Source organism: Pannonibacter sp. Q-1 (genome assembly GCF_054073275.1).
On record NZ_JBSXNB010000002.1, the window covers coordinates 224,626 to 243,052 of the forward strand.

Annotated in this window: 18 protein-coding genes and 3 tRNA genes; 9 read left to right on the forward strand and 12 right to left on the reverse strand. The window is 62.8% G+C overall.

What is annotated here, in order from left to right:
• Positions 1–6: 6 nt before the first annotated feature.
• On the reverse strand, positions 7–2,139 hold the full coding sequence (locus tag ACVNHC_RS05005; protein ID WP_457166604.1) for a BTAD domain-containing putative transcriptional regulator: 2,133 nt from the start codon (positions 2,137–2,139) through the stop codon (positions 7–9).
• Between the two features lie 331 nt (positions 2,140–2,470).
• Between ACVNHC_RS05005 and ACVNHC_RS05010 the strand changes: the two genes are divergently transcribed.
• Complete coding sequence (locus ACVNHC_RS05010) at positions 2,471–2,737, forward strand: hypothetical protein (RefSeq protein ID WP_072242675.1); 267 nt, start codon at positions 2,471–2,473, stop codon at positions 2,735–2,737.
• Positions 2,738–3,003: 266 nt separating this feature from the next.
• On the opposite strand, the gene ACVNHC_RS05015 is transcribed toward ACVNHC_RS05010, so the two are convergent.
• Positions 3,004–3,080: transfer RNA gene (locus tag ACVNHC_RS05015), tRNA-Arg, on the reverse strand.
• A gap of 139 nt (positions 3,081–3,219) precedes the next feature.
• A complete protein-coding gene (locus tag ACVNHC_RS05020; protein ID WP_186393530.1) occupies positions 3,220–3,525 on the reverse strand; it encodes an ETC complex I subunit in 306 nt (101 codons plus the stop codon).
• Positions 3,526–3,920: 395 nt separating this feature from the next.
• Here ACVNHC_RS05020 and ACVNHC_RS05025 point away from each other — a divergent pair, with 395 nt between their 5' ends.
• Together ACVNHC_RS05025 and ACVNHC_RS05030 are read left to right on the forward strand one after the other, a co-directional pair.
• Positions 3,921–4,148 (forward strand): hypothetical protein, encoded by a 228-nt coding sequence (locus ACVNHC_RS05025; RefSeq protein WP_055456773.1) that lies wholly within the window; start codon positions 3,921–3,923, stop codon positions 4,146–4,148.
• A 149-nt stretch (positions 4,149–4,297) separates the two neighbouring features.
• Positions 4,298–4,807, forward strand: a complete 510-nt coding sequence (locus ACVNHC_RS05030) for a hypothetical protein (RefSeq protein WP_094461673.1) — start codon at positions 4,298–4,300, stop codon at positions 4,805–4,807.
• On the opposite strand, the gene ACVNHC_RS05035 is transcribed toward ACVNHC_RS05030, so the two are convergent.
• The 5 genes from ACVNHC_RS05035 to ACVNHC_RS05055 form a co-directional block, all read right to left on the reverse strand.
• A complete protein-coding gene (locus tag ACVNHC_RS05035) occupies positions 4,767–5,468 on the reverse strand; it encodes a hypothetical protein (protein WP_457166605.1) in 702 nt (233 codons plus the stop codon). The genes ACVNHC_RS05030 and ACVNHC_RS05035 overlap by 41 nt on opposite strands.
• Positions 5,469–5,670: 202 nt before the next feature.
• A tRNA-Pro gene (locus ACVNHC_RS05040) sits at positions 5,671–5,747 on the reverse strand.
• Between the two features lie 125 nt (positions 5,748–5,872).
• Positions 5,873–6,412: a DUF192 domain-containing protein gene (locus tag ACVNHC_RS05045; RefSeq protein WP_457166606.1), complete on the reverse strand. Its 540-nt coding sequence runs from the start codon at positions 6,410–6,412 to the stop codon at positions 5,873–5,875.
• 255 nt (positions 6,413–6,667) lie between these two features.
• Positions 6,668–7,252 carry a cold-shock protein gene (locus tag ACVNHC_RS05050; protein ID WP_050471622.1) on the reverse strand — a complete coding sequence of 195 codons (585 nt, stop codon included), beginning with the start codon at positions 7,250–7,252 and terminating at the stop codon, positions 6,668–6,670.
• Positions 7,253–7,422: 170 nt separating this feature from the next.
• Positions 7,423–8,193 carry an SIR2 family NAD-dependent protein deacylase gene (locus ACVNHC_RS05055; protein WP_457166607.1) on the reverse strand — a complete coding sequence of 257 codons (771 nt, stop codon included), beginning with the start codon at positions 8,191–8,193 and terminating at the stop codon, positions 7,423–7,425.
• Positions 8,194–8,345: 152 nt separating this feature from the next.
• Here ACVNHC_RS05055 and ACVNHC_RS05060 point away from each other — a divergent pair, with 152 nt between their 5' ends.
• The 3 genes from ACVNHC_RS05060 (at position 8,346) to ACVNHC_RS05070 (ending at position 10,948) form a co-directional block, all read left to right on the forward strand.
• Positions 8,346–8,786, forward strand: a complete 441-nt coding sequence (locus ACVNHC_RS05060) for a VOC family protein (protein ID WP_050471624.1) — start codon at positions 8,346–8,348, stop codon at positions 8,784–8,786.
• A 240-nt stretch (positions 8,787–9,026) separates the two neighbouring features.
• Positions 9,027–9,101, forward strand: a tRNA-Glu gene (locus tag ACVNHC_RS05065).
• 278 nt (positions 9,102–9,379) lie between these two features.
• Positions 9,380–10,948, forward strand: a complete 1,569-nt coding sequence (locus ACVNHC_RS05070; protein ID WP_457166608.1) for a caspase family protein — start codon at positions 9,380–9,382, stop codon at positions 10,946–10,948.
• A gap of 18 nt (positions 10,949–10,966) precedes the next feature.
• Here ACVNHC_RS05070 and ACVNHC_RS05075 read toward each other — a convergent pair whose 3' ends face one another.
• The 4 genes from ACVNHC_RS05075 to ACVNHC_RS05090 all read right to left on the reverse strand — a co-directional run bounded on the left by ACVNHC_RS05075 (position 10,967) and on the right by ACVNHC_RS05090 (position 15,151).
• On the reverse strand, positions 10,967–11,836 hold the full coding sequence (locus tag ACVNHC_RS05075) for a DUF296 domain-containing protein (RefSeq protein WP_457166609.1): 870 nt from the start codon (positions 11,834–11,836) through the stop codon (positions 10,967–10,969).
• 20 nt (positions 11,837–11,856) lie between these two features.
• Entirely contained in the window at positions 11,857–12,615 is a 759-nt protein-coding gene (locus ACVNHC_RS05080) for an SDR family NAD(P)-dependent oxidoreductase (RefSeq protein WP_457166610.1), read from the reverse strand.
• Positions 12,616–12,641: 26 nt separating this feature from the next.
• Positions 12,642–14,261 carry an acyl-CoA synthetase gene (locus ACVNHC_RS05085; RefSeq protein WP_457166909.1) on the reverse strand — a complete coding sequence of 540 codons (1,620 nt, stop codon included), beginning with the start codon at positions 14,259–14,261 and terminating at the stop codon, positions 12,642–12,644.
• Between the two features lie 80 nt (positions 14,262–14,341).
• Positions 14,342–15,151, reverse strand: a complete 810-nt coding sequence (locus ACVNHC_RS05090) for an IclR family transcriptional regulator (RefSeq protein WP_457166611.1) — start codon at positions 15,149–15,151, stop codon at positions 14,342–14,344.
• 270 nt (positions 15,152–15,421) lie between these two features.
• On the opposite strand from ACVNHC_RS05090, the gene ACVNHC_RS05095 reads away from it, so the two are divergent.
• From ACVNHC_RS05095 to ACVNHC_RS05105, 3 genes are all read left to right on the forward strand, one after another.
• On the forward strand, positions 15,422–16,426 hold the full coding sequence (locus ACVNHC_RS05095; RefSeq protein WP_457166612.1) for a DctP family TRAP transporter solute-binding subunit: 1,005 nt from the start codon (positions 15,422–15,424) through the stop codon (positions 16,424–16,426).
• A 121-nt stretch (positions 16,427–16,547) separates the two neighbouring features.
• Complete coding sequence (locus ACVNHC_RS05100; RefSeq protein ID WP_457166613.1) at positions 16,548–17,033, forward strand: TRAP transporter small permease; 486 nt, start codon at positions 16,548–16,550, stop codon at positions 17,031–17,033.
• Positions 17,026–18,366 carry a TRAP transporter large permease gene (locus ACVNHC_RS05105; protein ID WP_164477545.1) on the forward strand — a complete coding sequence of 447 codons (1,341 nt, stop codon included), beginning with the start codon at positions 17,026–17,028 and terminating at the stop codon, positions 18,364–18,366. The genes ACVNHC_RS05100 and ACVNHC_RS05105 overlap by 8 nt, the downstream gene beginning before the upstream one ends.
• Positions 18,367–18,427 lie beyond the last annotated feature (61 nt).

Sequence of the window (18,427 nt, forward strand, 5' to 3'; positions counted from 1 at the left end):
CGGGCATCAGGCGTGCCGCGCCAGCCCGACAGTTTCCCGCAGGCTGTTCATGGCCAGATCAAACGAGGCCCGCGCCTCCGGATCCTGAAACAGGTTCACGCTGTCCAGCCATTGCCGCAGCTGCAGGGAAGTCTGCCAGCGGGTACTCGCCCCGAGCTGCCGCTCCATGCATTGCAGCAGCAGCGCGCGTGCTGCTTCCGCATCCTGCATATGTCCGGCCCGGTACAGCGCGGCAAAACGGGTGGCCAGGCCATGCAAATTGTCGAAGGGGCCGCGCCTTGCGTAGTCAGCCGACCGTTCATAATCGCCGAGCGCAAAGAACACATTCGCCAGATATCCATAGACGATGCGCGGCGTGACAATCAGCCCGTCAAATCCCCTCTCGGCCGTCTTCAGTGCCTGTTCTCTTTCGCCGATATAGGCCAGGGCCTCGGCCGCAGAGATCGTGTTCATCGGATCAAGCGGGTTCAGCTTCAACGCCTGGACAAAGGAGCGGCGGGCATCATCGGGCCGACGCGAGTGGATCAAGGCCCAGCCGTTCACACGGTGGTTGACCACCTGCCACGGATCCAGAGCCACGGCCTTTTCCGTCAGCGACAGCACATGTTCGGCATCAGCCAGCGGCGTCTCGGCCGTTGGATAGAACAGGGCCTGTTTCAGCAGGATGGAGGCCTGCCCGGCATAGGTGAGACTGAAGGACGGATCACTCGCCTGCAGATCCTGCATGATGGCCAGAGCCTTGCGGTCGGCAGCGGCGTTGAACTCCCAGATCAGCGCATCTGCTTGGCACCAGCGGCCAAAGGGGCTGCGGCCCGGCCGCTGGCGCAGGCGCCCGATAATATGGCTGTGGATGCGGCTGACCGTGCGGTAGACGGCTTCGTGAAGCTCGTGGCTGGACCTGACCAGATCGAGATCAATCAGTTCATGAAAAGCGATCTGCCCGCTGGTCCGGTTCTCCAGCTGGATGCCAAGCCGGTTGAGCGTCCGGTCCCGGTGAAACCGCAGCAGGAAGCTGCCCAGATCCCCGCCATCCACGCGCATCGGGGCTATGCTGCCGTCACCCGCCCAATAGGCGGCCTCATAGAGCTCGAACGACCGGTAGGCCGAAAGCCCCGTCACAACCTCTTCCCGGACAGCGAAAGCCGTCTCATCTCCTGCCGTCTCGTCCCAGGCCATGCTCGAAATCGAAATGACCGGCAAACGCAGCTCGCCGGGGACAGCGGCCTCGATGCTGCCAGCAGCAGAAAACCGGCCAGTCTCGCTGCCGGCCGCCGGCGCCATGGCCGGGGGCGGCGCAGACGCGATCCTCTTGCCCGTGGGAAAGGCTATGACGCTTTGCTGGACGGTCTCTGCACCGGCGCCAGAGGTTTGCGCGGGCGCAGCCAGATGCCCCTCAGAGCCGGCAACATCCGGCACGTCCTCCAGCAAGCGGCGCGTTTCTGCCGAGGGCTCGATGTCGAGGAGATTGCGCAGCTCCCGGGCACAGTCCCTGAACTGCTGCTGTGCTTTCTCCTTCTGCCCCTGACGCAGAAAATGCCGGATCAGTTCCTGGTGCCCATATTCATTGGCCGGATCAAGCAACAGGAGAAACCGCGCCAGCCGCTCGCGCTTGACACAGGCAACATGGCCAATCCCCGTCCGGCTTTCTTCCAGAACCTCCGTGATTTTCTTGCTCAGGACCGAGCGCACCCGTGCCTGCTCAACGGCAAGCCATTCGCCGAATGCCGGGTCAAGCACATCAAAGCCATGCAGGAAATCACCGGCCCAGAGCGAGCTGATGCGGTCCAGTTCACCGGGATCGGCCCCGCCCACGCCCCGTGTCAGCACATCGATGTCGGTCTGGATGTTTTCACGCAACAGCGACAAGGTGGAAGGTGTTGCCACCACCAGCCGCATCCCCGCCTCTTTCTCGGCCTGGCGGATGTGACTGAGGGCCTGACGCAGGGACATGGCGGAACGGGAGCGGTCGCCGTCGCTCCACAGCAAGGCAGACAGCTCGCCGCGCGTCTCGGTTCCTCCGGGGCAGCGCACCAGATAGCCGAGAATAGCCAGGGCCTTTCGCGTCTTCAGGCTCAGCACCCTTCCGCTGCTGTCCTCAAGCTGCGGCACCCCGAGCGTCCTGAAAAACAACCTCGTCATGCTGTTTGTCCCACAATCATTCCGGATCAGAAGCAAGAAATTCCGCTGCAGACACCCCGCCCCTCAGCCGTTCCCTTGCTATTTTTCCTTATGTACTAGGATAGGTTTCTCAAAGCACCCGCACAACCTGCAACTCAAGAGTGCCGATTCTTCAGCATTACCGCAATCATAGTCAACCTATCACGTTCATTTCACGCTACAACCCGATGATCAACGTACCGGTGCCGTGGCAGGCTGGCTTTCAGTGAGCCGGGAAACCAGCTGCCGCCCAAGAACTGGGTATTTCACGCAAGGCCGGAGAACCGGTCAATATCAGAACGGTAGGTTGCACATGTCGAAAGCTGCAGGACTGACGAAGGCTGAAGCAGCCGCGGAAACAGTGCATGGCCATGAAGCCATGCAGGATATGTCTGCGGAGTCCCTCAAGCGCATGATCTATTTCACCCGCCGTGAAGCTGAAAAGGATGGCCGCACGTTCTGCGCCTATCTGCTGACCATGGCGGCCAACGCACTGGACGATGATGCTGCCGATGTGAACGAGGCGCTCAGGGCAAAGCTGTCGCCGGGTGATCTGCTGCGGAGCACGAAAGCGGGCTGAACAAGGTTCGCTGCCGTTCCCTGCCGGCTGACCGTCCGGACATGGCATCGCAGCCATTCTTCGCATCTCAGCCATTCTTCGTATCTCAGGCATTCTTCCCGGGGCAGGCCAGCGACTGTTGGCCTGCCCCGTTCGTTCGACGACGACAGCAGGCCGCAAAGCGGCAGCCCAAGGCGGCAGCGAACGCCTGCAGAGCAGACTCTAAGTCGCACCCCATTCCCGGAACGGTCGCACCTATAGCAAAATCAATCGGTTGGATAATGGTTTGGCGACCCCTGCAGGATTCGAACCTGCGACCATTCGCTTAGAAGGCGAGTGCTCTATCCAGCTGAGCTAAGGGGCCGTTTGCGCGGATCAAGCCGCGCGGGGCATGCCGGAGGAACGGCCTTGCCCGGTGTCGATTTCAAAACCCGCCCGGAAGGCGGGACGGGCGGTATCAGTGCCCAGATCTCATTGAGGCAGGCTTGATCTGGTCAGGCGCCTCAATGCGTCCAGGGTGCATGCCGGTCGAAGCGGAAATTGTCCGAATAGCTTGCACCGCGAATGGTGCGGTCCTTCGGCTTTTCCACCCGGTAGGCGATGCCCTTGCGCTGTGCATAGGTTTCGGCTTCTTCACAGGTTTCGAAGAAGAGACGCACCTGCTGCTTCATGTCGGAAGAGGAGGTGTAGCCCATCAGCGGATCGATGCTGCGCGCAACCTCGGGCTCATAATCGAGCACCCAACGCTGCGTCTTGGCCTTGCCCGACTGCATGGCCGTCTTCGCCGGCCGGTAGATTCGCGCCACCATTGTGTCTGTCCCGTCTCGCATACGTGCTGCAAGCTGCTGGTTTGCCGGAGTTTTCCAGGCTGCAGCGCGACCGCGGCGCTGCACCAGCCATTCATGGCTGTTTTCTGCGGGAACGGAGCGAATGTCAACATCACTTGCGCATCGCGGGGGCCGCACAACCGGTTTTGACACAGGCACCGGCACGCAGGACCGGCAGCTGAGGTCAAGCGCTGACGCGATTTGGCACAATTTGCAACCTTAGGGATCACTCTTGATTGCTATGACAGCTTTGAATCTGGACCTATTCTAACAACCGCACTCAAGGATTGCACTTGATGCTGACGCAATCGCGGCCCGGTATTCCGTTCCAGGCATACCTTCGCCGCGCTGAACCGGACTTGACTGGAAAGGCTGTCATGCCCCGCTTTGACGTGAACAGACTGCAGCATGAGCACAAGATGCCGGCCGGTAACCGGGCCGGGCGGCTGCATGCGGAAGCACAGCATCAGGATCTTGCTGTTCTCTGGGACATGATCCTGGCGGTCGATTACCATGCAGCGAGTGTTGATGCCCTGTCACCGGATGCCCGCGAGGACTTCTGCGATGTGATTGAGGTGCTGTTGCGTACTCTGGCGCAGGACTGACCCCGCCGGAAGCCATAGGTACCAGCACGCATCATCTTCACTTCACGCTTCCGTTTGCAGGATGACTAGGGCATCTTTGTCCGTACATATGCCCTGCGGCAGACGCCCCGAGCCGGGAGGCGCATGCCCCAAGAAAGTTGACAGGCCCGATGCTCGCCAGACCCCGACAGCTCTTTGCCGACCTTGGCAGCAGTGCGATCGAACGCGGTCTTGCAGACCCCCGGCTGTCTCAATTCTATGAAGACATGCTCAGGGCCGGCTCTGTCGCAGGGCCGGAGTTGCAGAAGCATCTGCCCTATCTCAGCCTCTGCGCATTGCCGGATGACAGCGGAACTGCACCGCCGATCGTCTATGCGGGGCGGCTTTCCTCGCAGGTCCAGCTTTTCGGCAGCGTGTGGAGCGAGCAGCCCGGCGAGGCGCTGGTGACACCGGATCCCGAACTTGAGCGGGCCGCGGCAGCGGGCTACCTGAGCGCTCTGGAAGCCGGCACCTATTATGGTTATGGCCGCACCGGTATCCGGCTGGGTGGACGGATGCATGACGTGGCCTATGAACGGCTGATCATGCCCCTGCGCCCAAGACCCGATTCTCCGGTGCGGATGCTGGCCTATTTCGGCGTCATTCAGGCTCTGGAGCCGCAAGGCCCCGCGCCAGCGTGACGAGATCGGCCCGCGTCGCCCAGACGAGCCAGTCATCGGGCCGGATATGGGCGGGGGCTGAGATCCAGTGCGTTCCGGACGGCGCAAAGTGCCTGTAGCCGACCCGCACACCGAAGCCCTTCATCGCATTGGCCTGCGCCATCAAGCCATAGAGATAGTCGGGTGACCATTTGAGCAGCGCCAGCAGAAAGCCGGTCTGCGTCAGCAATTCGGCAAGGCCCCTGCCCCGGATGTCCTTTCTCAGCCACAGATTGCCGTGATAGACGATCCGGCCCCGCATCCGGAACGCTTCTGCGGCATGAGCAGTGCCAAGTCTTGCGTCCGCATGCGGATCTTCAAACAGGCGCCGCTGCTGCTGCTGCCAGAAGGCAGCAAGGCTCCTGTCCTTCAACTCGTCAATCTTGGCGGCCTGAACGGACACAAGCTCGCCCCGCCCGTTATAGGCTCCCACCCAGAAGGCTAGGCTGGCGTGCAGATCGACGAAGCGGATGGAGAAGTCCTCCATCAGATAGCGGTCCTCGGTCCGGGACACAGCCTCTTCAAAGGCCTGAAAGTCCGTGCTTTCCTGCAAGGACAACCCTTGCTCCCGGATACGCCCCGTGAGGGCGGCGAGAGCGTCAGCGACGACAAGCGTCGGATCTTCTTGAAGTATCAAGGTCATGCGTTTCCCCATCATGCAGATGCCGCGAAACCGCAGCACAACCATGAAGCGATGAAGGGCGCAAAAAAGCGAGCTTTGCCTTGCATAAACCGGCCCGTGCGGCACCTGAGCCATTTCAAGGCGTGATGCGTCAGCATCGGAAGCCTTGGTATCAGGCGGGGAAACCCGGAAGCTTCAAAGAGTGCAGGCTGGGGAAAGAAAGTGGTCGGGGCAGCAAGATTCGAACTTGCGACCCTCTGCTCCCAAAGCAGATGCGCTACCAGGCTGCGCTATACCCCGACGTCCGGTATGTGTGCGGGTGTACCGCCTTCCCCTGCACAGCGTCAAGCCCGAAGGCCGGGACAATGACAGCCTCTGCGCAGTTGCGCACCGCCGGTTTCCGGCCCGGCACCCTGCAGCAAATCTCAGGGCTTGATGCTGGGTGCCGAGACCTTCTGGCCCGGCGCAAAATGCAGGCGTGCGGAGGTGCCTGCGATCACTTCCAGAACATAACGGGCGCTGCCGTCAGAGGAGACGATCTTCTCCGACAGAGGTTCCGTGTCCCTGGCGATGGAAACGATACGGCCCGTCTCATCAATGAAGATCATGTCGAGAGAGATATAAGTGTTCTTCATCCAGAAGAACTTCTCGCCGCTGTCCGGAAAGACAAAGAGCATGCCCGCATCCGCGGCCATTTCCTTGCGGTTCATCAGGCCCGTGGCGCGGTCTGCCTCTGTGGCGGCAATTTCCACGGTGAAGCTCTGCGGGCCCGCTGCGGTTTCCACCGTCAGCTGTTCGGTGGGCAGTCCGGCCGCCTTGGCAAAGGCAGCAACTCCCAGAACGATCATGCCGACCAGAATGGCCCTGACGGCGATCCCGAAGGCTCCACGCAGACACGGCGCCGGAACACCTGTGCTCCGGACGCTCAAGGCACGCAAAGGTGCCGTGAAGTGGGCGATACGCATTACTTCCCCCTCCATACTCATACGCAACTGGTACAATATCCAATCCTTCAAGGCCGGTACAAGGCCACCTCAGGAGATCAGTCTTATCGAAAGCATCGCTTCTTCTGGCGTATGTCTTCCAGCCGGGTTTGCCAGAACCTGGCCGCCCTGCCCTTTCATTTCGCCCCGCACCCTAGGTGCAAGGTGTTCCCGCCGGATTAACGGACGGATATTTCCTTTGCAGCGCAACAGAGAGACGCTCTGCAAAGGAAATCCTCAATGGGAGGACGGAATATGGGAGCCACTGCCGAGCGGACGGATTTCGGCAGCCATGCGGCCCTTCGGGCCCTGACCGAAGCGGACCTGCACTTCCTGGCCCGGACGCAGTTCCGTGATGCCGAAGCGGCGCAGGGTCTCCATATGGATGAAGATGTCTTCGGAGGTTTCGCCCTGCGTCAGGAAGCCGAAGCCCTTGACGCGGTTGAACCACTTGACGGTCGCCCGCTCGAAGCCGCTTTCCGGCACCACCTGCACATGGGTGCGCGAGGGCGGCAGCTGGGAAGGATGCACGGCGGTGGATTCGTCCATCGACAGAACGCGCAGGGCCTGAAGGCCGCGCGGCTTGTCGAGAACCTCGCAGACGACGCGGGCACCTTCATAGGCGGTCTGGAAACCGTCCCGGCGCAGGCACGTCACATGCAGCAGGATGTCCGGCAGGCCATCATTGTCCGGCACGATAAAGCCATAACCCTTGGCAATATCGAACCACTTGATCGTCCCGGCCAGCTCGATCACGTCGACGCCGGCGTCCTCCGCCATCGCCTCAATCAGCCGGGGATCCTGAGCCGTCTTAGCCCCCATGTGTCCAAGCCCCATCTCTGTGCCGCTTACGTCAGCTTCGGGTGAACCATCCGACTCACCGCTTACTGATTCCTAAGAAAAGGATAACACTCACAGGGGGCTCGGCCAGTGCCTTTTGTTAACAAACCACAACCTCTCAGTCTTTGCCCACTGCAATTGCGGCATACCTGTCAATTTTTACCGGATAACAGGGCATCAAAAGTCGCGGCAGCCGGTGTGCGGATGAGAAGAGAGGCAAGATCATCCAGAGGCCCGGGCTGCTGATTGACGATCATCATTTCTGCCCCGGCCTCAACTGCAATCTCCGGCAGGCGCGCTGCGGGATAAACCTGCAGCGATGAGCCAACCACAACAAAGACATCGGCCTCACGGGATGCCGCAACAGCCCGCTGCCAGGGCTCTTCCGGCATGGACTGGCCGAAGCTGATCACGGCCGCCTTGAGCAGGCCGCCGCAAACAGCACAGCGCGGGCTGCGGCCCGCACTCGCCAGCTCTTCCTGCGCCATCAGGTCTGCCCGCTGACCGCAGGAAAGACAGGAGGCATAGGTGCCATTGCCATGCAGTTCCACCAGCCTGTCCTCCGGCAGCCCTGCCCGCTGGTGCAACCCGTCGATATTCTGCGTGATGACCAGTTGCACCCGCCCGGCCTCTGCCTCCTGCGCCAGGGCAAGGTGGGCGGCATTCGGGCGGGCGCGGGTGAAATCGCCGTGAAAGATGAAGCGGCGGCGCCAGTCTTCCAGCCGCTGCGCCTTGTCTTCAATGAAATCAGCATATTGAACAGGCGCCATCCTGGACCATATGCCTCCCGGAGACCGGTAGTCAGGAATGCCTGACTCGGTTGAAATGCCGGCGCCGGTCAGGACAACAATCCGCCCGCCGCCGGAAAACACCTCCCGGAGCGCGGCCTGCGCAGCGGTCAGGTCATCAATCTGTCTTGGCATTGCGGTGTCTTGTCATTTTGCAGTCTGGCCGTCACGCTGGTTCCGTTCAACGAACAGACCCCGAGAGTGGCGCAAGGCTGCAGCCCATGGCAAGTCCTGGCCGAAAGCCGGCACGGCCTGTGCCCTCCGGGACATCAGATAAGGGAATCAAGATGCGCTACCTGCACACCATGGTCCGCGTGACCGATGTCGACGCCTCTCTCGACTTCTATTGCAACAAGATGGGCATGACCGAGGTCCGCCGCATCGAGAACGAGGGCGGCCGTTTCACGCTGATCTTCCTCGCGGCCGCCGGCGACGTGGAAAGCGGCAAGGCTCATGCCGCCCCGCTGCTGGAGCTCACCTATAACTGGGATCCGGAAACCTACACGGGCGGGCGCAACTTCGGCCACCTCGCCTATGAGGTGGACGACATCTATGCCTTCTGCGCCAGCCTGATGGACAAGGGCGTCACCATCAACCGGCCGCCGCGCGACGGCCGCATGGCCTTTGTCCGTTCCCCGGATGGCATTTCCATCGAACTTCTGCAGAAGGGTGCGGCCAAGGCACCGGCAGAACCCTGGTCTTCCATGCCGAATACCGGCAGCTGGTAAGGCCTTTCAGACCCTCCTTGCGAGGGTCAGCGGCGTAGCCGGGCAGGAAATCATGGCCTGAAATCAAGGCTGTGGATATTTTGCCCGGCAAAAAGGCGCGGATTTCCGCGCCTGCCACCCTCTTCCTTCAGCGCCTCGTCCGGACCTGTGGAAAAACATGCAAATACCCTCTTGCAGCCTCCGAACAATCTGCCTATAAGCCTCCTCACACGACGCGGCCCACACGGGCCAGACAGTCAAGCGCCCATCGTCTAGCGGTCAGGACGTCGCCCTTTCACGGCGAAAACAGGGGTTCGATTCCCCTTGGGCGTACCACTCTCCTTCTGGAGAGTGACGGTATAAAAGACGCTTCGGCGTCTTTTTTCGTTTCAAGATCCCCACTCTTTTCACTAGCATCTGACGGCAGACACATTGGGCAGGCGCCGGACCTTCCTGGCTCTGAGGCCTGTGAGTTGCAGGCCGGGCTGGTCACGCCAAAAAAGCAGATACCCGGCGCGGGGGGCGCTTGCAGGCATGCGGCCAGCCGTGGCAGAACTTTCCCAGTGAAAACCTGACGAACTGCCGGTTTCGCTTCCCTGCGAAAGGTCCTGAAGATGCTTGCGCGCGCGCTCACCTGTCTTCTCCTGATTCTGGCCGGCATCAGCCCGGCTTTGGCCAAGCGCGTGGCGTTGGTCATGGGCAACGGCGCCTATGTCCACACCGTCGCGCTTCCCAATCCGGCCAATGATGCGCGTGCCATGTCGGCCAAGCTCAAGGGGCTCGGCTTCGAGGTGGTGGCAGGCTATGACCTCGACTATCAGGCCATGCGGCGCACCGTTGCCGACTTCGCAAAGGAAGCACGCGGCGCCGATGTGGCGCTGCTGTTCTATGCCGGACACGGCATGCAGGTGGGCGGCACCAACTATCTCGTCCCCGTGGATGCGAAATTCGATGACGAAACGGCGCTGGACTTTGAAACCATCTCCGCCGACTTCGTGCTGCGCCAGATGTCCAATGACGTGAAGGTGCGGATGGTGTTTCTGGATGCCTGCCGCGACAACCCGCTGGCGCGCACGCTGGCCCGCTCCATGAATCCCTCCCGTTCGGCCGGTGTCGGAGCCGGTCTTGCCGAACTGAAACTGCAGGATCAGGGCGGCGAAGGCTCCGTCATCGCCTTTGCCACCAGCCCCGGTGACGTGGCACTGGATGGCACCGGCAGCAATTCGCCCTTCACCAGCGCCCTGCTGCGCCACATCGATGCGCCGGACACACCAATCCAGACCGTGATGACCCGCGTGACGGGAGACGTGTTCAAGGAAACCGGGCAGAAACAGCGTCCCTGGGTCAATGCCTCGCTGATTGGCGAAGTCTATCTCAACCGCTCTGCCGCACCGGCCAATGCCACTACGGAAACCACCGTCTCGCAGGATGCAGCAGCCGTAGCCTCCGGCACGGTGCCCGCCAGTGCCACCCTTGCCTGGGAGCGGGAGAAGGCGCTGTGGGATGCAGCGGCGGCTGGCGGCACGGTGGAGGACTATAACGTCTATCTGGCCGCCTATCCCACCGGCAGCTTTGCCGATTTTGCCCGCAACCAGATCAAGCGGATTGAAGCGGCCAATGCCCCTGCGTCCGGCGAGGTTGCAGCAGAAGACGGAACGGCAGACACGCAAGCGGAAGAGGAAACGGCCGAAGGCGCCAGAACACAAAAGGCCGTCACGGCCAGCGCCTCCGCCACATCAGACCCGACGGACGACGAAGCGTCCTGGTCCCGGGTCAAGCGCCGCGAAATCCAGCTGCGCCTGAACCTTGCCGGCTATGATTCGGGAACGCCGGACGGTGTCTTCGGCGCCCGCTCACGCGCTGCCATCAAGGAATGGCAGAGCTACAATGAGTATGAGCAAACCGGCAGCCTGTCCGAAGAGGAATATGACCTGCTGAAGGAACAGACGCAGACCGAGTTTCTGGCCGCGACGGCGCAGGAGCAGCGGCCGCAGCGCCAGTTCCAGCGCCCGCCGCAACAGGTGCAGCGCGGCACCACGGCCGATGGCTCCCCCATCTACGCCGTCGAGCCGGAGCGCCTGCCGCCGGGAGGCGCTCCCGAGCATGATCCCATGATTGATGCAGCCGGAGCGGCGCTTCTGGGCGGCGCCATTGGCGGCATTCTCAACGGCATCCGCCGCTGATCCTGGCCGGAGCGGCGCTCACGCCACTTCGGTCAGCAGCAGCTCGAAGGTCACGCAGACCGGGTTGCAGCCCTGCCGCAGGATGCCGGTGCTGATCGCCCCGTCCAGTCCAACAAGGGCGATGTCCAGGCATGTGCCCTGTCCGCGCCGCCAGGAGCCGGAGCGCACCAGAACTTCCGTGGCGTAGGACGAGACGGAAGTTCCGTCCTCGTAGTCCGCCCCCACCAGCGAGCCGATGCCATGCACCGATGCGGCGGCAAAGCCTGCCGCCTCGCAGGCCTCTGAAATCATGGCGCAGACATCCACATTGGGCCGGATGGTCAGCAGCAGGCCGCGGGCGCTTCCCGCCCTTTCCCGCTCGGCTTCGCCGGGTGCAGGCGGGGCAGCCTCAGGCGCAAACAGCGGAAAGTTGGTCTCGGCATCGGGCCGCGTCACCAGATGCGCGCCGGAAATTGCCAGCACATCCACCTCCACCGGCCCGGCAAGCTCCGCCTCGAAGGGCAGAAGATGCCCCATGGCCTCGGACCTGCCTGCGGGTGTCCAGATGCCGTGGCAATGGAAAAAAGGCGCCCCATCCCTCTGCCCCAGATGCAGCCCGGCCCGGGAGATCCGGCTGCCCGGCCCGCCCTCATGCGTCGCGCTGTACCAGGCGGCGTGGCTGTCATCAGGGCTTGCGGCGGGGATCACGTAATTCATCCGCGCCATGGCGACGTCTTCAAGGCAGGCATAACCCGCCGCATAGCCGGCATCTGCAAAGGCGCGGGCGAGTGTCGTAAGGACCGTCTCTCCGGCAGCAGGTTCCAGCGTCAACCTCAGCGGCCGCACCCGGCAGGGCACGGCAGCAAGGCGTTCCCTTGCCACCGGCCCCGGATGAACGATCTGGCGCATGGGTTTTCCGGCATCCGGCCTCATGCGGACAGCCCCGCCATGACGAAGCCGCCATCCACCGCCAGCACCTGGCCATTCACATAGGATGCCTCGTCCGAGAGGAGAAAGGCAACCGCGCTGGCCACTTCCTCCGGCTGGCCATAGCGGTGCAGCGGCACGCGCTTGTGCCATTGCTCGCGCACATCCGGCGTATGCACGGCCCGGGCCAGCGGCGTGTCGATCGGCCCCGGAGCCACCGCGTTCACGCGTACGCCGCAGGGGCCGAGTTCATTGGCCATCACCAGCGTCATCAGGTTCAGCCCGCCCTTGGACGCGCCATAGGCCGAGCGGCCCTTGTTGCCGCAGATGCCGGAGATGGAAGTGATGTTGACGATGGCGCCCGTTTCATTGCGCTCCAGCCAGAGCCGCGCCGCAGAGCGGCAGACGATGAAACTGCCCGTGAGATTGATATCGACCACCTTGCGGAAGTCCTCGACGCTGGTCTCCACGGCCGGACGGTCAAAGCCGATGCCGGCGGAGTTGACCACACCGGCTAGGCTGGTGGCGGCTGCGATGCGGCGCATGGCCGCCTCAACCGACGTTTCATCTGCAACGTTACAGACAATGCCGCGCTCTACCGGAATCTCCAGTTCCGCACAGGCGCCAGCCAGCGCCTCGGGCTTCAGGTCCAGAAGCCAGGGCTCGTAGCCGAGGCTCTGCAGCTTGTGTGCGGTTGCCAGACCGATGCCGGACGCACCGCCGGTGATGGCTACAGCCTTGGCCTTGCCTTGATCGCTCATCCCAGTTCCTCCCTTGTCTGTCCTGCTCAGGCTCCGGCATCCGGCGCGGGGATTTCACCCCGGCGCAGAAGTTCCTCCCGGATCATTTTCTTGGTGATCTTGCCATAGGCCGATTTGGGCATGGCCTCCCAGAACACGGTGATTTTCGGCAGCTTGTAGCGGGCGACCTTGCCGTCCAGCCAGCCGCGCAGATCAATGGCCGAAGGGTCCGCACCCGGCCGCGCCACGCAGACCGCAACGCCTGCCTCGCCCCACACCGGATCGGGAATGCCCAGCACGGCCGTCTCGGTGATGTCCGGATGCAGGAGGATCTTCTCCTCGATCTCGCGCGGATAGATGTTGGAGCCGCCAGAGATATACATGTCCGAGGAGCGGCCGGTGATGTAGACGAAGCCCTGCTCATCCATGTGGCCAAGGTCACCGGTGCGGAACCAGCCATTGCGGAAAGCCTTGGCATTGGCTTCCGGGTTGTTGAAATAGCCTGCGAAAACAGCCGGCCCGATGACGCAGATCTCTCCCGTCGCGCCCGGCGCCACCGGCTCGCCGTTCTCGTCCTGGATTTCCACCTGCATGCCGGTGCGCTCGAAGCCGCAGGTGCCGATGCGCGCCTCAGGTCCATCCTCCAGAACATGCAGGGCGGGCGGCAGAACGGTGATGTTGCCGGTCACTTCGCCGAGACCGAAATATTGCACGATCACCTTGCCGAGCTTTTCCAGCGCCCGTTTCTGGTCGGCCCGGTACATGGGCGCCCCGGCATAGATGACATACCGCAGACTGGAATGGTCGTACTGATCCGCCGAAGGGTCTTCCGCCAGCATCTTCAGGATGGTCGGCACGGTGAAGGCATTGGTCACTTTCCAGCGCTCCACCAGCGCCCAGATGCCCGGCACGTCGAGTTTTTCGGACGCAGGCAGGATCGTCTTGGCACCATGAGCCACCTGCGTCAGCTGATGCACGCCTGCCCCATGCGACAGCGGCGCCACGACGATGGAGGCATCCTCCGGCCCCGTCCCCGGCATCAGATCGCACAGGTGATTGGTGATGACGAAAGCCATCTGGCCATGGGTGAGGATCGCCGCCTTCGGCCGTCCGGTGGTGCCGGAGGTGAAGAAGAACCAGCATGGATCATCGCGGAACACCGGCACGGGCGCCTGTTTGCGGCCCATGTTGCGCGCGGTGATGGCGTCATAATCCTCGGCGAACTCCGATGCGCCGATGGAGATGACAAAGCTGAGTGAAGCTGCTTGCGCCCGGCAGGCGGCGGCGTGGGCGGGAAACTGCGCGCCGCAGATCATGCCCTTCGCGCCGCTGGCCGCCGCCAGATAGGCCACCTCCTCCGGTGACTGGCGGAAGTTGGCCGGAACCCAGACGGCACCGGCCCGGAAGCAGGCGAACATGGATTCGAACATCTGGTTGCAGTTGGCCGACTGGATCAGCACCCGGTCGCCCTTGCGAACGCCGAATTCATGCACCAGCGCATGGGCCATCGCCTCTGCGCGGGCCTCCATCTCCGCCCACGTCCAGTGCTGCTCCCCCCAGACAAAGCCGATGGCACCCGGATGGCGGCGGGCGGCCTGGGTGAGGAACTGGCTGAGGTTCATCACCCGCGTGGTGGCCGGAGCCACCCCGGCCGAAAGATCCTGCATCTGGCTTGTTCCTGTCACTTGCGCTTGTCCTCCCAAACAACGAACTGCGTGCCCGCCTCTCCTCAAGGCGGATGAAAAATTCAGGCGCTTATGGCCCGCACTGCGGCCTTTTGCTCCCGGCTGGCGAACATGGCAGCGAGCTTCTCCTCCACCCGCAGCACTTCCTCATGCAGGTATCCGGCCAGCTCCTGCTGGCGCGGCTCCTGCATGCGGCTGTCGATGGCCGCAATGCTCAGTGCGCCGATCACCTGCCCATCCGGGTGGCGCAAGGCAGCGCCGATGCCCCAGGAATTGGCAAAGATCAGCCCCGGATTGACCGAGAAACCGCGCTTGCGCGTCTCCTCAACCCGCTCAAGAATCCGCTCCGGCGGCAAGGCCGGATAGCGCTCGGCAAGGATCTGGGCATTCTCGGCCAGCACCTGCGCCACCTCCTCATCCGGCAACGCGGCGAGCATGGCCAGCGACCCGGCCCCCACACCAAGGGGATGCTCCTGCCCCGCCAGCAGCGCATGGGTGCGCACCGGATAGGCTCCCTCCTCCCGGTGCAGGCACACCGAAAACAACCCGCGCCGCAGCGACACGAAACTCGTGTCCTCCGAGCGGCGGGACAGGCGCCGCAGGCTCTCCAGGCAAATTTCCACCAGACTGAACCGCCGCGCCGCCATGATGCCCAGCACATAGGCCTCCGCACCCGGATAGTAGCGGCGCGTGACCAGGTCCTGCTCGACAAGACCGGCACGGATCAGCGCCAGCAGCAGGCGGCGCACCGTCGGCTTGTTGAGGCCGCTTTCCTCGACAAGCACGGACAGCGGCGCACCCGCTGCCGCATGCCGCCCCACCCTCGACAGAAGCGACAGGGCACGATCGACGCTTTGTGAGCCATTCAGCATCTGGAGGTTGCCATCAAGTGGTTCATATTATGGACCTTAAATCCGCCCTTTCTGCATCATCACAAAAGCCAGCTTATTTCTTCTTGCTCAAGAGCCGCAAGAGGCTATTGTCATGGAACGGATTGGACTTGCAGATGATCCACATTATGGACCTTTTGGCGATGCGGGAGGGAAACAGCAACGCCAAAAGGACCGGATAAAGCTGCAGGTAGCATGACGGCACGCTCACGGAACGAACATCGCTGAGCGGCAAAAAGTGGAGGAGAGACAATGAAGTTCGAGAAGCTGAACCGGCTCGCACTGACGGCCACCGTTGCCCTTGCAGCCCTCATGGGTACGGCATCGGCAGAAACCCTGCGCCTGTCGCATAACACCGGCGACGCCACGTCGTGGCACAAGGGCGCGGAAAAGTTCAACGAGCTGCTCAGCGCAGCGACCTCTGGCGCCTATGACGTCAAGGTCTTCCCGAACGCGTCCCTCTCTGGCGGCGACCAGATGAAACAGGCAGAGATGGTCAGCCGCGGCTTCCTCGACTTCGTCGTCACCTCGGCCATCAACGTGACGCCGCTGGTGCCGGAAATGGCGGTCTTCTCCCTGCCCTATCTCTATTCGGGCTACGAGGCCGTCGATGCGACCACGGACGGCGCGCCGGGCGAGAAGATGAAGGAAATCATGGCCACCCACGATATCATCGTGCTGGCCTGGGGCGAAAATGGCTTCCGCGAAGTCACCAACAACGTGCGGCCCATCAAGTCTCCCGAAGACATGAAGGGCCTGAAGATGCGCGTTGCAGGCCCGATGTATATCGACGTCATGAACGCCCTGGGCGCCAACCCGCAGCAGATGCAGTGGACCGAGACCTTCACCGCGCTGCAGCAGGGCGTCGTGGACGGACAGGAGAACCCGATCGGTGCCGTGATCATTCCCCAGCGCGTCTATGAGGTGCAGAAATACCTCTCCACCTGGCACTATTCCTATGACCCGGTCTTCCTCGGCATCAGCCGCAAGCGCTGGGAAAGCTTCGATGATGCCACCAAGGCCAAGGTCCAGCAGGCAGCCAGCGAAGCCATGGCCTATCAGAAGGACATCACCCGTCAGGCAACCGCCAGCGGCATCGAGCTGCTGAAGGAAAAGGGCATGGAAATCTATGAGCCCACGGCCGGGGAACTCCAGGTCTTCCGTGATGCCACGAAGCCGGCCTTCGACAAGTGGTCGGAGAAAGTCGGCCCCGAGCTGGTGAAGACCTTCACGGACACCATCGCCGCCAAGCAATAGGCAGCCCGTGCGGTGCGTCTGCCCCTTTGGCAGGCGCACCGCTCCCCCTCGCCTTGTGTCTGATCCCTGATCCGCCGGGCCTGCCCGGAGATCCGGTCTGCCAGCCGTGGAGCCCGTCCGCATGTCCTTCCTGCTGCGTGAGGCAGAAAAACTCATCTGCGCCGTCATCTTCGCCGGCATGACATTGCTTGGCTTCGTCAATGTGGTGGTGCGCTACGCCACCAGCTATTCCCTCGCCTCGACGGAAGAGATCCTGACGAACGGCTTCCTGCTGCTCACGGTGTTCGGCGCCGCCGTTGCTGCGCGCAAGGGCGACCATCTGGCCGTTACCCTGATCTACGAGATGGTGCCGCAACCGCTGCGCCAGGCAATGCTGATCTTCGCCACGCTCATGTCCGCCGTGCTGCTGGCCCTCTCGGCCAAATACACATTCGATCTCGTCCAGAGCCAGATGAAGAGCGGTGTGCGCTCCTACGCGCTGCAGATCCCGGCCTGGTATTACAGTTTCGCCCTGCCCATAGGCTTTGCCTTCATTCTGCTGCGCCACCTCCAGTACAGCCTGGACTGCTGGCGCACGCTCTGTGCCGAAGGAAAAGCCCATGCTTGAATTCTGGTCAGATATGGGCGCGGGCACGCAGATGATCGTGATCTTCTTCCTGCTGCTGGCCCTGCGCCTGCCCGTCGCCTTCGCGCTGGGGCTATCCGCCTTCTATGCCATGTGGTCCATCGGCTTCGGGCTGGAAATGGCGGGCGATCTCATCGCCACCGGCATCGCCAAATATTCGCTGCTGGCGATCCCCTTCTTCATTCTCGCCGGCACCCTGATGGGCAGCCTTGGCATTGCCGAACGGATGATCCGCTTCTTCCGCGTGCTCATCGGCGGCCTGCCGGGCGGCATGGGCATTGTCGGCACCACCGTCTGCCTGTTCTGGGGCGCAGTCAGCGGCTCGGGGCCTGCCTCCGTTGCCGCCATCGGCCCGCTGATCATCAAGGGCATGGAGGAGGACGGCTATCCGAAGGCCTTTGCCGCCGGGCTCGTGTGCACCGGCGCTGCGCTTTCCATTGTCATCCCGCCCTCCATCGGCCTTGTCATCTATGGCGTCATTGCCGAAGCCTCGATTTCGAGCCTCTTCATCGCCGCCATCATTCCCGGCCTGTTTCTCGGCCTGCTGATGCTCGCCGCCCTGCCCTTTGCGCGCAGCGGCGATGCGGCCAAGGGAGCCGAAGCACTGAAGCGCCTGCTGCCGGCCGATCCGGATGCAGGCCTGCCCTATGGCCAGCGCCTGCGCCGCTCCTTCGTCTCCAGCTTCTGGGGGCTGCTGACGCCGGTTGTCATCCTCGGCGGCATCTATTCCGGCGCCTTCACGCCGACGGAAGCCGCGCTCGTCGCCACCGTCTATGCCCTTCTCGTGGGCGGTCTCATCTACCGGACGCTCACCTTGCGCGGGCTCTACCAGTCGCTGGCCGATGCGGCCGCCTCCTCGGCGGTGGTGATGCTCGTCGTCACCTATGCCAGCCTCTTCGGCTGGGTCGTCACCGTGGATGATGTCATCGGCAAATATTCCGCGGCCCTTCTCGGCCTGTCGGACAATCAGTGGGTGATCCTGCTGGTCATCATGGCCATTCTGCTGATTGCGGGCATGTTCATGGATGCGGTGACGATCATGTTCATCTGCCTGCCGATCTTCCTGCCGGTGGCTCAGCATCTGGGCTGGGACCCGGTGTGGTTCGGCGTCGTGGTGATGATCAATCTCGCCATCGGCCTGTTCACACCGCCTGTCGGCATCAACCTCTATGTGGCCGCCAACATTACGAAACTGCCGCTGGAGCGGGTGGCGCAGGGCGTGCTGCCCTTCCTCGTCACCAGCCTCATCGGCCTTGCCGTGGTCTGCGCCGTGCCGGGCATGTCGCTCCTGCTGGTGGAATGGCTGAGACCCTGAGACAGCTGCCGCCTTGTTGCCTTTGACGGCAGCGGCAGTCATTGTCAGCCGGCAACGCAAA